8 protein-coding genes are annotated in these 14,995 nt (G+C 37.1%); all 8 read right to left on the reverse strand.

All coding sequences use genetic code 11. From position 1 onward, the window contains the following. Positions 1 to 17 precede the first annotated feature (17 nt). The 8 genes from SD960_RS18820 to SD960_RS18855 all read right to left on the reverse strand — a co-directional run bounded on the left by SD960_RS18820 (position 18) and on the right by SD960_RS18855 (position 14,989). Positions 18 to 1,586 carry a glycoside hydrolase 43 family protein gene (locus SD960_RS18820; protein WP_318805295.1) on the reverse strand — a complete coding sequence of 523 codons (1,569 nt, stop codon included), beginning with the start codon at positions 1,584 to 1,586 and terminating at the stop codon, positions 18 to 20. Between the two features lie 13 nt (positions 1,587 to 1,599). Further along, positions 1,600 to 3,819 (reverse strand): glycoside hydrolase family 127 protein, encoded by a 2,220-nt coding sequence (locus SD960_RS18825; protein ID WP_318805296.1) that lies wholly within the window; start codon positions 3,817 to 3,819, stop codon positions 1,600 to 1,602. A 385-nt stretch (positions 3,820 to 4,204) separates the two neighbouring features. Continuing rightward, a complete protein-coding gene (locus tag SD960_RS18830; protein WP_318805297.1) occupies positions 4,205 to 4,417 on the reverse strand; it encodes a hypothetical protein in 213 nt (70 codons plus the stop codon). A gap of 29 nt (positions 4,418 to 4,446) precedes the next feature. Continuing rightward, on the reverse strand, positions 4,447 to 6,969 hold the full coding sequence (locus SD960_RS18835) for a glycosyl hydrolase 115 family protein (RefSeq protein ID WP_318805298.1): 2,523 nt from the start codon (positions 6,967 to 6,969) through the stop codon (positions 4,447 to 4,449). A gap of 41 nt (positions 6,970 to 7,010) precedes the next feature. Then, positions 7,011 to 9,734, reverse strand: coding sequence for an alpha/beta hydrolase-fold protein (locus SD960_RS18840; protein ID WP_318805299.1), 2,724 nt, complete (start codon positions 9,732 to 9,734; stop codon positions 7,011 to 7,013). A 59-nt stretch (positions 9,735 to 9,793) separates the two neighbouring features. Beyond that, positions 9,794 to 11,017 carry an SGNH/GDSL hydrolase family protein gene (locus tag SD960_RS18845; protein ID WP_318805300.1) on the reverse strand — a complete coding sequence of 408 codons (1,224 nt, stop codon included), beginning with the start codon at positions 11,015 to 11,017 and terminating at the stop codon, positions 9,794 to 9,796. A gap of 9 nt (positions 11,018 to 11,026) precedes the next feature. Beyond that, the gene (locus tag SD960_RS18850) at positions 11,027 to 12,760 is read right to left on the reverse strand and encodes a glycoside hydrolase family 43 protein (protein ID WP_318805301.1); all 1,734 of its coding nucleotides are present in this window, start codon (positions 12,758 to 12,760) and stop codon (positions 11,027 to 11,029) included. A gap of 282 nt (positions 12,761 to 13,042) precedes the next feature. After that, on the reverse strand, positions 13,043 to 14,989 hold the full coding sequence (locus SD960_RS18855) for a RagB/SusD family nutrient uptake outer membrane protein (protein ID WP_318805302.1): 1,947 nt from the start codon (positions 14,987 to 14,989) through the stop codon (positions 13,043 to 13,045). Positions 14,990 to 14,995 lie beyond the last annotated feature (6 nt).

Genomic DNA, 14,995 nt, shown 5'->3' on the forward strand with positions numbered 1-14,995 from the left:
TAATCTGGCAACCTCAATTAATTATTCGTTGAAATTTTATCTTCAATATGGAAATAATCAAAATCAACAAAGCCTCCCGTATTTTTTGTTGCATAATTGAACAACCCAAATCGATACCCCATAAAATGCGGAAGTGTATAAGGAAGTTTTATTTTTTTTCCAATACCGATCCATTTTTTACCATCTAAACTGTAAAAAAACTGACCTTCATCTATCTTGTCTTTAAAGTTGCATTCTGCCTTCAAATAAATTTTATCCTGCGTTAACGGAATACTTTCTATTGCTGTCGGAACATCTTTAAGCGCTTCAATCATTACTATTTTCTTAGCATCTTTTTCGGCTTTTACACCAATCAATCCGTACTCTTTTTGCAATAAGGAAAGGCCTGCAAAGTCGCCTTCTTTCATTTTAGAAACCTCAACCAGAATAGTTCCTGAACTTTGAGGGCCAAAAGTTCTTTGCGTCAAGGTATTTCTCGCTTGAACAAAACTGCTGTCAATTCTTCCGGTTTTCAGTCTTAAAAACCCTTTTCTTTCTTTTACCGACCAAAATGCATTATCCGGATTGTGGTTCCATTGCCAGACCAGAGGCAAATCGGGATCATTCTTTTTTCTGTTAAAATCATCTGAATTTACAATTCCCGGAATCAAACCTTTGCTTGCCGGTAAATCGAGATTTTGAGGCACTTTATTATTTTCGCCTAAAATTGGCCAGCAGTCTTCCCATTGAACCGGAACGAAATAAGGAATTCGCCCGACACCGCCAAAATCCCTGAACAGGTACGAAAACCATTTTCCGTCAGGCGTATCGATAAGTCCACCTTGCGCGACACCCAAATCCTGCAATCCTACTTTTCCTTCCCACGGACCCGAAATTTTATCTGCTCGGTGTATAATTACCGTTCGCATTCCGTCTTTTGGCCAGACGATATTAAACAGATAATATTTTCCTTTGATTTTAAAAAGCTGTGAACCTTCAGATTGCAGCATAATATTGTTTCCCGCAGGTGCGCTGGCATTTTCTAGCAGGATTTTTTTTGTATCTTCTTTTACAGCTGATAAATCTGAATTCAACTCGACAATCTGCAATTTTCCTGCTCCCCAAACCATATAAGTTTTTCCGTCATCATCAAAAAAAATAGAATGATCGTGATAGGAATTATTTAAAACGGCTCGTTTCCACGGTCCTTTTTCAATATCTTTTGTCGAAAAAATATAGGTTTTTCCCGTTGTACCTGAGAAAGTACTGACATAATAAATACCGTTATGATAATTCAGACTGCTAGCCCACGAACCTCTTCCGTAATCATTTTTTCCATTATCAAGATTTAGTTTATCGTTATCGTCTTCTAATGTTTGATAGGCGTAATTGATTATTTTCCAATTCACTAAATCATTAGATTTCATAATGGGAACACCGGGATTCATGTGCATTGTCGTACTGCTCATGTAATAAATATCGTTTACACGAATGATGGACATGTCCGGGACATCGGCAAAAATAATCGGATTCTGCGCCTTATTTTGTCCATAATTACACAGACTAAAAAGCAGAACAAGACTAAAAAAAGCATTTCTAATTTTCATCTGGTTTATTTTTTTAATCCTTTAAAATTCTGAATTGATGAAACTTCGGACTATTGTTTCCATCATTCGATTTTATTTTGATGTTTATAATTTCAATCTTCTCAATATTTATGCGGATGGTTTTATTTTCTGCAGCAATAATGGGCGCGGGTTTTTCATTGATAAGAATGGTAATTTTATCTGTTTTAGAATCGTCTGTACAACTTATATCCAAATATTTTCCGGATTTATTTTTATTTAATAACTGATAGGAAATATACGATTTGGTACTTCTCCAAGCCTTTGTATCGTCGTAACCTGAATCACTTTTTTCGCCTTTATACCCATGATCAACTTCTGACTGCTGTTCGCCGCAATTAATTTTATCGATAGTTTTAGCTTCCAAAGCTAATGCCTCTATTTCCTGCTGTTTTAAAAGTGCATGCTTTTCTTTGTACTGTTCTTTGGTATAATTTTGAAAATACATTTGATATCGCGCGTCATGAATTTCAAAAAAAGGCTGTAATTCTAACGAATCTAAACGAAAATGCAGGTTTCCTAATTCCTTCAATTTTGCGATATAAGCTGACTTTTCGCCAATCATTTCATATGCCTGATCCAACGGATAATATTTACCGGATGCGACATGTCCCATTCGGCTGTCATCTGCAAATAATCCGTCTAAATCTTTGTTTGATGTTTTGGCAGCCAATACAATAGGTCCGTTTACAAAAGCACTCCAATTGGAGCCGTCCGGCAAATTTTCTAAATGTGTCGAAGTTTTAAATGTAACAGAAATCTTGTCTCCTGATTTCCATTTTCTGTTAAGCACTACATAACTGGATCGTTTTGCTTCTATTTTCTGAAGTTGCCCATTTATTGAAATTTCAAAATTTTCTGCCCATTCGGGACAGCGGATATTCATCGAAAATATCTCGCCTTTCTTTAGTTTTAAAACAAGATCTGTACTATTTTCATAAGGAAATTTGGTAGTTTGTTCGATAGAAATATTCTTTTCTTTCCAGTCTAAAGTTGACGGAATAAAAAGATTTACAAAAACATCATTTTCTGTATGGCTGTAAATTAATTCCCCATACTTAGAATGATTTTCAAGCCCTGAACCTACACAACACCACATGCTTGTTTCGGGTTGGGAATATACGCGATAATGATTGGGTCTGATGGGTGTAAAATAAACAAAACCGCCTTTTTCAGGATGCTGGCTCGAAAGAATATGATTGTACAACGTGCGCTCATAAAAATCAAGATAACTTACCTTGTTTTTGTCTAAAAACAACGCCTTGCTCAAACGCTCCATGTTATAAGAATTGCACGTTTCGGGTCCCTGATTTGATTTTAACATACCGCTGAAATCCTCGGTTGGATTAAAATGTTCGGCAAAACTGTTTCCGCCAAAAGCTACACTTCGCTTTTGGGTAACATTTTCCCAGAAAAACTGCGCGGCATCTGTCCAGTCTTTATTTCCGGAAAGTACACCGATTTTCTCAAAACCAATTACTTTTGGTATTTGCGTATTGGCATGCAATCCTGTTAACTTATCTTGTTTTTTTTCTAATGGATTTAATATTGCTAAGTGCGAAACTTTCTCGGCAGTTTCCAGATATTTTTTGTCTTTTGTAATGATATACAAATCAGCAAAAGATTCGTTTATGCCGCCGTGTTCGGTTTTTAATATATTTTGAATCTGCTCATCTGAAAGCGGACGGATTAATTCGATAAACCAATCGCCCAGTTTTATTAAAACCTCTTTTGCTTTTTCATTTCCAGTGTAACGATAAGCATCCGTTAAACCGGCAAAAAGTTTGTGAATATTGTACAGCGGAACCCAGGTGTTGTTCAACCCAAAATTGCTTCCGTCAATGTCTCCGTTATGAATTCGATCCCAAAAAACTTTTCCCTGCGGAATTCCTCCTACATAACCATTGCCATTTTTTTGCTGACATTTCTCCAATTCCAAAATCATATAATCCAATCGGTTTTTAACTTCCGTATTTCCTGTCGAAGCATACATCATCGCTAATGCAGACAGGTAATGTCCGGCAATATGCCCGTCAAGTCCGATGCTTTCCCAATTGCCGTAACGTTCCGCTTTTACGGGTATTCCGGAAGCGATGAGATAAGGCGCTAAAAGCCGGTCTGGATTGAGTTCTAAAATATATTTGAGATCTACATCCTGAGCATTTTTAAATATTCCCTTAGTTAGTCTTACCTCATTCAAGTCAAATGTTTTCATTTGAGCTTGTGTCACATGGCAAAGTAACAGTGTACAAAAACAAAATATAAAGCTGTATTTCATTTCTATTTTTTTTATCTTTTAAATATTTTTCCTTTTTCTTAATAACAGATTGACCCTATTTATTTTTTAAAACAAGAAATAAGACTAAAGAATACTATTCTTAAACTAGAAAATGAACTAGTTCTATCGATTGTTTATTAAAAGTGTAAAAATAACACTTTTTAAAACGCAAAAAATAATTCCTCAATAAAAAAGCTATATTTTTATCATTTATGTTTTTAAATCAAGTATTTTTAAGAAAATAACTCAAAAGCAAAAGAAATCATTTACATATTACATTTTAATTCAAATACCAGGCAAATAAATTTTGCTTCCTGCGCAGCTAATGAAAAACTGAACCTGCAATAATGATTTCATCAACAGACATGTAATCATAACCAAACTGGGGACTGCATACAAAACCTCCAAAACCAGTAACTTTTTGATAGGTCTTATTTTTATCAATTTGTACTTTAGCATTCTGTGCACTTAACTGAGCAAATGACAAGAATAAAACGGCAAACAATATTGAACTTAATTGGTGTATTTTTTTCATATTCTACTAAAATTTAATCCGTTAAAAATTTAGAATTTAATATTACTTTCAGGAGGTCCGAGATAAGACGGCTTTAACCCGCCGGTATTGATTACAATTTTCTGCAGCACGATTCCGGGATCTAAAACACGGAAGCGTAAAATATGTTTTCCGGGTTTAAGAATTGTATGTTTAGTGCTCGAATGTATTAGATGTTCTGCCTGCCATTTTCCTAATTCGCCACGATAATGACCGTTAAAATTTATGGTTTGTGGTTTTTCTTCATCAAAAGAAACCTCATAACGAAGTCCTTTGTTGCTGTTAAAGTTGAGCGTTGGAGCCAAAAGCAATTCTACATTAAATTCTCCTGTTGAAGTAAAATCAACTTCATACTCCACAAAAATATTATCGTTTGGAGTCGGATATTTATTTTGTGGAAATGTCGTAATCCCGCTTTTTGTTTTTCCAAAATCAGGAATTACTTCCCAATGGATCGTGTTCGAATTATTTACTTTAGAAAAATGTTCTGCCTCGATAGAAACGTACCCATCCTTTTCTGCGAATACTTTTCTTTTGACTTGATCTTTTTCAGAAACATAAGTCACTTCAGGCAAAATATTTTTCGGAGTATCATGCCAAGCCTTATATCCAATTCGCATTTGGTCCATAATATGCGTCCATTTTCCGCCAGAAATTTCATTGTTGTATTTGTTTTGAAGCACAGAATCTCTTTCAAAATTTCTTTTCACCTGATCTGCAAAAGCATTCGCTAAAATGTTTTTTTCCGAAGCCAATTTTCTATTATTGGCTTGTGCAAAATACATTTCATAAAGATTACTGCAGGCATCTATTGGATACAAAACCAATTGAAAATAAGCATCTTGATATTCTTTTGGAATATCATTGTAAATTCGGTACGCATCGAGCGCCAGATTTTTATACTCATTTACAACCGTTTCAAATTCATTGTAATTTTCCAGACTGTAGGTTTTGCTGTCCAGCATTTCAGGCGTTACTATTCGGTTGAATTTTGGATAGGTATTTAATAATCTTGCGATTTCTTTGGCATGTTTTGTTCCGAATTGATCTGCCGCCCATTTCTCCGTAAACTCAAAAAGGTTTTGAGAGTTGAATTTCTTAGGATTCCACGCCATATCCAAAAAGAAACTGATCGGAAATTCCATTGGTTTTAAATCACCCACATTTACAATCCAAACTTTATCAACGCCGTGTTCGTAACTCAAATTCATCTGTTCCCAAACTCTTTGTATCGGACTTATATTGATCCATTTCGAATTTCTTGGACCTCCAACATAATCAAAATGATAATACATGCCATAACCTCCTTTGTGCAAAGGTTTTGTTACGTCTGGAAGCTTGCGCACATTTCCCCAATTGTCATCGCAGAAAAGCAAAATTACATCATCGGGAACACGCATTCCCTGATCGTAATAATCCTGAACTTCCTTATACAAAGCCCAAACCTGAGGCGTTTTTTCAGGCTTTTTTTGCGTTACGTCAGCAATAATTTTTCGTTGTTCTTTTACGATATTTTCCAGCAAAGCAATGTTGGTTCCCTCGCTCATGGCTTCGTCGCCGTCTCCGCGCATTCCAACGGTTACGAGCTTTTCCCAGTTTTTACTGCGTTCTATTCCGCCTTTCCAGAATTCATCGAGAACGGTTTTATTTTTCGCATAATCCCAAACATTCGGGAGATAATTTTTTTTAATATACCGATGCCAATCTGTTTGTGCCAAAGCCATTGGTTCGTGGTGTGATGTCCCGATGACAATTCCCATTTCATTGGCAAGAGGTCCGCTGGCGGGATCATCATCATAAAATGCATTTCCCCACATGGCCGGCCAGATATAATTGGCTTTTAGCCGAAGTAATAATTCAAAAACTTTTTCGTAAAACTTACTGTTAAATCCTCCAAATGTTGCTTTCGACCAGCCGCTTAATGCCGGCGCTTCGTCATTGATAAAAATTCCTCTGTATTTTACAGCAGGTTCGCCATCGGTATAAGTTCCTTTTACAAAATACAGATTCTCTTTTTTCTCCACAGGCACATCAGCCCAGTAATACCAAGGCGAAACGCCTATTTGTTTTGATAATTCGTAAATTCCGTAAATCGTTCCGCGTTTGTCGCTTCCGGCAATTACAATCGCTTCATCTACTCCTTTAAATGGAGTTTTAATATTCTGAATAATAAATTTTTCATTTCTGCCTTTGAGCTGTTTTCCGTCGATTTTATTTGCTTTCACTAAATCATCAATTGCAGAATTGGTTCCGATTGTTCCGATAATAATCAACGGCGATGCAGTATTTTGTTTCTGATTTAAGATTGCTGGTTTTTCTCCCGTAACTTTTTCAAAATCAGATTGTAAATTAGTGATTGCACGCAAAATACCGGCATCTGTTCCATTACTTACAAGAAAGGATAAGGGTGAAGATTTCTCTTTCAGTACCATAACATTGTCGCCTTTTTGAGTTGAAATAAACGACTGCGCTTTTAAAAAAGTACAACTAAAAACGATAAGAAATGTGAGGATATATTTTGAAAATGTATTCATGAATTTTAGTATTATGCAATTCAATTACTATTTTAAAATCTTTATTTCTGCTGAAACAATAATGGCGTAAACATAAATAAATCATGTCTCCAGACCGGCCATGTATGTCCGCCCGGATATTCGCTGTATTTATATTTGATGCCGAGCTGGTCGAACTTTTTCATCATTATTTTACAATTTTCATAAGCGATATCTTCTTTGCCGCCCATCGAAATCCAAAATTCTTTGATGTTCGCATTAATCGTCGCGGCATTGTTTTTCATAAACTCGTATTGCGGATCAGATAAAGTGGTATTATTGGCCCACCAACCCGAACTGAAAACGCCGATATAAGAAAACAGATCTGAATTTTTAACGCCAGCATAAAGCGTTTGCAAACCTCCCATTGATAATCCTGCCAAGGCTCTGTTTTTGCTATCTTTTGAGACTTTAAAATTGCTTTCTACAAAAGGTATTGCTCCGTTTTTTAATTCATTTTCAAAAGCTTTTAGTGCATTTTCATTAAAACCTGCCACGCCTCCTGTATTCCCCATATTGCCGTCGAGCATGGCGATGATCATCGGTTTTGCCTTATTTTCGGCAATTAAATTGTCTAAAATTAAATTTGCTTTTCCCTGCGTTGCCCAGCCTGTCTGGTCTTCGCCTCCACCATGCAGGAGATATAAAACCGCATATTTTTCTGTCGAATTCTCGTAACCTGGCGGTGTATACACATACATTTCGCGCCATGAATTGGTTGCTTTCGAAAAGTATTTCTTGATTCTGATATCACCATGCGGAACGTCTTTTAAAGCATAAAAATCGCCTTCTTTATTTGGAATTTCGATACCGCTTGCCATGCGCCCCATACCGTAAAATGTCTGACTTGACGGATCTGCAACTGCAACGCCGTCAATAAGCAGGGAATAATAATTAAATCCTTTGTTGATCACCTCTGTAGTTACTGTCCAAAATCCTTCTGAATCTCTTGTCAAATCGTATTTTTTACCTAAATCAATTTGTACTTTTGAAGCTTCGGGAGCGGTAACTTTAAAAAGCACTTTGTTATCCGGTAATATTTGAGGATATTTTGCTGTACGAATATTGGTTTGCGCAGGATTTCCTAAAATGGTATAAGCTGCAAAATTGGATTGATCGACAGGTTTAAATAAAAACTGTGAAAACATATACAAACCATTTTTCCAGACTTTAAAATCATGCACTCCCGGCTCGATATAATAAATGTGCGGTACATCATTTTTATACAAATAATCGTGCGTTCGTTTACTGTTTTCGATAAGCCAGTCGTTATCTCCGCAGGAAATCCAGAGTAGTTTTAATTTCTTTTTTGCCTCTTCTGGATTGGGAAGTAATTCTTGGGGCATTTTAGTATTGGGAGCTGCTGAGAAAGCGCCAACCCAGGCAAATTTATCTAAATTCCCTAATCCAAAATTCAACGATTGTCCGCCGCCCATTGATAATCCGGCGATGGCGCGGTGTTCTCTGTCTTTCAGAATGGGATATTTTTTTTCGATAAACGGAATCAGGTCGTTTAATAAATCTTTTTCGAATGTAGCAAAAGCCTGTACTTTATCCGGAGCCATTATATTTCCGGTCGCGCTATCATCTTTCATTGCCCTGCCGTTTGGCATGACTACAATCATGGATTCAATTTTTCCTTCTGCAAAAAGATTGTCTAATATAATTTGCGGATTTCCTCCGTTGAGCCATTCTTTTTCATCGCCGCCTATTCCGTGTAAAAGATACAAAACAGGATATTTTTTCTTTTTGTTGAATCCAGGAGGTGTATAAACTGTTGCTTTTCTTGTAGCACCAACCATTTTAGATTCATAATTAATGGTTTCTATTTTTCCTGCCGGAATACTGGCATTTAAGACATCAAAACCAAGAGGCGCCTGTACTATAAAAGGCGATTTTCCGTCAGAGAATTTATATCCCAGTAACAAAAGCATTTTATCGGCATAACGTCTTCCTAAGTCTCTGTAACCTGCAGCATTAAAATGTAAAAAGTCAGGTTCTGCCGTGCATCCTTTTGATGAAATAACATACGAATTGGGAATCGTTTTTGGCAATGTCGCAATAATTTTATTCATGCTGCCACATTTACCGTTCTGGTCTTCGTTTACGGTTTCCCCCGAAAGCAAAGGCACTTTCTTCGGATCCAGATTAAGGTCTTTTATCAAATTATCATAAACTATTTTTACTTTTTTCGGCCAAAGTGTATCGCCTGTATTCGATTCTCCCTGATGCAGTAAAATGCCTTTAATAACGCCTTTTTTCTGCGCTATTTTTGCCAGTTCTACCAATCTGGCATACGGATTTCCGTCGTATTCTTTTAGAATGCCTTTCATCCAGTCTGGCGCTGTGGCTACATATTCGGCTGTTTTATCTTTGTCAAAAAGTTCAATTTTGCATCCTCCAACGGCTACATTGATTACGCCCACTTTTATATTTTTAGGCAGATTGGCTACCAGATTTCGTCCAAAATAATCAACTGGCGTGAGTCCGGTACTGCAACGGCACAATGGCGGTATGGCGGTGTACCAATTTCCTTTTTCACGTTTCAGTTCAGGACAATTGACTGCCTGTAAAACCTGAAACCGATCGTCGACACCCAATTTATCCTGTGGTTCTATTTTGGCATATCCTTCCATATTGGACTGACCAAAACTCAGATAAATATGAAAGTTAGCATCTTGAGAATATCCCTTTTGTGCTATTGAAAAAAGAACTATAAATGCGAAAAACCTAAGTATTGATTTCATTGTTGATTTGTTTTTATTATCAAAAAATCATTTTAATCGAATTCAAAATATGCAAACTGTTATTTAAATAAATTGAGATCTACTGTTTCTCCCATTTTCTGATAACCCGCTTCGTTTGGATGCAAGAAATCACCGTCATGCAGGCTGGATGAAATTGTTTTTGAACCTTCTTCTGCAACCATGGCTTTATCAAAATCAATTACAGCATCAAAGGCTTTACTATTTCTGATCCAGGCATTTACAATATCGCGGGCTTCTTGTTTGTGAGGTGAATCATAAAATGATTTTTGAAATGGCAAAATGGTACAGCCGTAAACTTTAATTCCTTTTGCATGCGCTTTGGCAATCATCACTTTATAAGCATCAATAAGTTCCTGCGCTTTTATTGGTGCATCTTCGGGATTTTTAATTCCTCCAATATCGTTGATTCCTTCCAGAATTACGAGCCATTTTGTGCCTTTTTGAGATAATACATCTCTGTCAAAACGATTTAGTGCCGTTGGGCCTAATCCGCCTTTGACGACACAATTTCCTCCGATTCCTAAATTCAAAACGCCTATTTTTTCTGTTTTTTTATTGGCAGATAATCGTGCCGATAAAATATCTGTCCATCGATTTTGTTTGTTGGTTCCTGAGCCTCGGCCATCTGTAATGGAATTTCCCAAGCAAACGATATTCGCAGCCGATTTATCAGCCACAACATCCAATCCCATAATCGTGTACCAGTGATCTGTTTTTATGGCGCCATCAAAAGCTGCGTTTTGAATCTGATTTCCTTCAAGAATGTATGAAGTGGTTCGTGAACCGGGATGTCCGGATGTTTTTTGCGAAGTATTTCCGTAATGAATGGTAATCGCTAAAAGCTGTCCGGGCTGTAAATCAAAATCAAAAGCATCTGAAAAAACTTCCTGTTCCGGATTTATGGTTATGTCTGGTTTTTCATTAAAACGAAGCTCTTTTTGGGTTTTAGCATCAACAATCGGTGCATCGATAACATTGGCCACACTAACCGATTTTAAAACCGTTTGTTGATCGCTAAAAATATTAGAGAAACGCAATCTCAACCGTTTTCCTCCAATAGAAACCCTTATAATTTGTCGAAGCGTATTTTCTGAAAGTCCCGGAGCAGGCGGCATATTATTGGGCTCAACCAGCATTTGTGCGCAAGCCCAGGTTCCGACCCAATTCTCCGTTTTTGATTTGCTTTGCGCCATTATCTGACAACTCAAAACCAAAAAGATGAGCTGCAAAAACAACAATCCTTTAAAATATTCCTTTTTCATATTTCATTTTTATTGTGGCTGAGCATCATTTGCTGCCGTTGCGTACAATCCTACCAAAGCGCCTGTAAAACCTCCCGCCACATTTGTCGAAAGAATATCGCCAGAAACCGGTTCGCCTAAATTTTTAAAATCAGTGCCGTTTAGAGCGTAACTAAATTCGTAACTGTCTCCGGTTGCTTTTACCTGAAGTCGTATGTTTTTTTTGATTTCAATTTTGGCACTTGCCATTATTTTTGATTGTCCTTTTTCTGTTCTTTCTAATAAAATATAAGTGTCTTTTCCTTTTTTTGTAATGCCAAAAACATAATTAAAACGCTCGTTTTGCAGGCATGTAATTCCGGCAAGATCTTTTTCAGATTCTGGTTTGTACTCTATCGTTGTGGCAAACGAGAACGTATTGTGCATTTGTCGGTAAAAAAGTGTCGACGTGGGTTTCAATTCTTTAATATTTACTTCGAAAGGATTAATCTGAAGTCCTTTTTTGGTTACGGAAATAAAGTTTTCACGCGGACCTCGAAGTCCTATCCATCGGTAATCTAATTTATCAGAAGTAAAATTTTCGGTAAACGTAAAATTACCATTCGGGAAAAATCCGTCTTTGCCTGTTTTGTTTTCTGTAACGCCTTTTGGCATTTTAATTTTTGGTTCTAAAGGCACTAATCCGTTTTCAAAAACCGGAAAAGTTCCTGACCAGTCTACGGGAAGCATAAAAGTTTCGCGTCCTGTATTTACTCTGTCTTTATCATTCGGGCGAACGCCTAAAAATACACCGTAATATTTATTATCTGGTCCAAGAACTAGATCAGCATGTCCTGCCCAGTCTACTTTATCTTTTCTGTTTTGCGGAAAATATCTTTGAGTCAAAATCGGGTTGTTTGATGCCGGTTTAAAAGGCCCTTTTGGGCTGTCACTGATAAAAATTACTTCACTGTGATTTCCGCCTGTACCACCTTCGGCACACATTAAATAATAATGCCCGTCTTTTTTATACAAATGCGGCGCTTCTATCCAGATTGGTTTTTTCGAAAGATCTACTCCGCCATCTACAATAATTTTATCCGTTCCCTTGATAACCTGATCTTTTTCGAGATCGTATTCCCAAACTTTAATAACACGATGACCTTCATATAATTGCTTTCCTTTATCTGGAGCGTCATTATGAACGATATATCCTTTTCCATTATCATCAAAAAAGATACAAGGATCGATTCCGTCAAAACCTAATTTTATTGGGCTTCCCCAGCCTTTCATTGGGTCTTTTGTTTTTACTATAATATTGCCCAAGCCTCCCGAAAAGGCGGTTACAATCATATAGAAAGTGTCATTATGAGGATTATACGTTATTCCCGGTGCATATACGCCCTGGCTTATACCGGTATCATGCGGATTAAATTCGGAGACTTTATTTAATACGCCTCCAAGGTCTGTCCAATTCACTAAATCTTTAGAATGAAAAATGGGCACGCCTGGAAACATAGCAAATGAAGAACACACCATAAAATAATCATCGCCTTTTCTGGTAATGGCCGGATCCGGATAACATCCCTGTAAAACGGGAGAATAAAACTCATCTGGCTTTAGTGGATTATTTTTATAAATATTATCATTTCCCTGATACACAACATTCGAAAAAACAGGCGGTTTAACATTCTGTTTTCCGGTAATGGTATCTTTAAAAGCAACTCCTTTAAATGAGAAGAGAAATGATAATGCTAGTGAGAGAACTAATAGTTGTTGTTTCATTTTGTAATTTTTCTTGTTTTTTTGAATGTGGATAAAGTGCGTTTATTGGAACGCGGATGACACGGATTTAAACGGATTTTTTCTTTTTATTTTGCGCAGATTCATTAGTTTCATTAAAAAAAATCAGCGCCAATCTGCCTAAATCCGTGTCATCTGTGTTCTATTTTATTTAGCCTCCAAATCAATTCATTATGTCCTTGTTTCACAAGTTAAAAGCCGAGGAAATTATTCCTCGGCTAAACTTAAACTAACTTATAAATTTAATTTACTTCAAAATATTTATTAATTGTATCCCGGATTCTGGTAAGTTTTTTTGTCGGCATCAGACATTTCCATACCGTCTATTTGCCCTTGCGGAATAGGACGCAAATAATGATGCGGCTCTATTGTTCTGGTAATAACCTCTGGTGTATGCTGACCGTAATTTGATCCGCCAATCGAATATTTACCGGCAATTTCATTCCACTTTTGAGTTCTTACTAAATCATACCAACGGTATCCTTCGCCATAATATTCGCGGGAACGCTCAGCCAGAATGTAATTAATGTCAATTACGGCAGGAGTTGTGCTTGTTAATAAAGCGCTATTGTCAGCCGTTTTTGCTACTTTACCATTATTGTCCCAACGCCATTTTCCTGCGCGGGCTCTTATTACGTTGATAAGATCTCTGGCAGACATACCTCCTGTTGCTCCTTTTACTGCTGCTTCTGCCGCAACAAAATAAAGTTCAGAAAATTTAGCAACCGGATAAGGTCTTGTGCTTCCTGCATTTGGCTGTCCTAATCCTCCTGCATTATCGGTGCGGTATGGCCCTAATTTCCATAATCCCGGATATACGATTCTGCTTATTCCCATTGGAGAAATTACAAAATCAGATCTGCCTGGTAAAACTCCTGCGCCAATACCATTATCTCCTGCTCCTGTAGGGTATGTAATTGCCGTTGCAGGCTCATCATTTAAGAAAGTTACAATAGGATCGCCTGGTTTTACCGGTAATCCGTTGGCATTATACAATGTTGGTACATCGGTTAATCCGGTTCCAAGTAAATTCCAGTTACCACGATATACGGCTGCAAATGTTCCGTCGTATCTTGAATCGTTTGTTTTATCTGCAAAAGTTTTGGTAAAGACTTCTATAGGCGGTACCATTCTTACCCACGGACGTCCTAAAAACTGATCTGCTGCTCTTTGTACAGTCGAAACCGCAGCTCCTGATGCATTTTTACTTCTTATCGAAGTATAATTAAATGTTCCCATCCAGCCGGCAAAATTATCAGGTGCGCCGCCGCTTCCGTATGTAAGACTTGCTCCATTGTAATATTCGCTTTCTTCTGTGTGGTCTGCATAGAGCATTATTTCTTTATTACGATCATTAGAACCTAAGTTTACATCATAATAGTAAGGCAATAATCCATAAGTTCCCGGATTATTAATTCCGTCTAATGCGATGTTGTAAGCTTGTTGAAAATACCATTGTGCATCATGTCCATCAGGGTCTGTTCTTGGTGTATCAGGATAGGTTGGAATATTGTTTGGATTTTCCAGCCACCATGCATATGTCAGATATGCTTTTGCTAACATTAAACGAGCCAGCGTTTTAGTTGCTGTACCGGTTAACCTTGGCGCATCTGGTAATTCGTTTACAGCCGCTACCAAGTCTGGAAAAATAGCTTTTGTATAAACCTCACTTACTGTATTTCGTTTGGAAGATCTTGATGGCTTGCTATTAAATTTTAGTTCGCCAGCTCCTAAATCTAATGGCACGCCTCCAAAATTTTGTACTAATAAAAAATAATCAAAAGCCCTGAAGAATTTAGATTCTGCAATTAAGCTATTTGCGATACCTACTGCGGCGGCATTTTCAATAATACCACTTGCTGTATTAATATCATTATAAGAGTTATTCCATACCACATCGGCTCTGCTTGAAGCAGGATTTATAACCCCAACTCCGGATAAATCATGATCTTTGAAATTCCCATCAGCTTGCTGTCCGTATGTATTTTCATCTGTTCCTGTTTGCACAGAATTATAATAATAGGCCTGTCCGTATATCCATCGTAAATGGGCGTAATGTGACGTCAATCCCTGTATAACTCCCTGTTCAGTTTTAAAATAACCAGGCTCATAAAAATCATGTGGTTTTTCTTCTAAAATATCAGAGCAGCCCGCAAAGGAGAACAAAGCTACTGATCCTATAAGTAATCTTTTAAAAATATATCGTTTCATAGTTGT

Source organism: Flavobacterium sp. MMLR14_040, assembly GCF_033657265.1.
Classification (GTDB): domain Bacteria; phylum Bacteroidota; class Bacteroidia; order Flavobacteriales; family Flavobacteriaceae; genus Flavobacterium.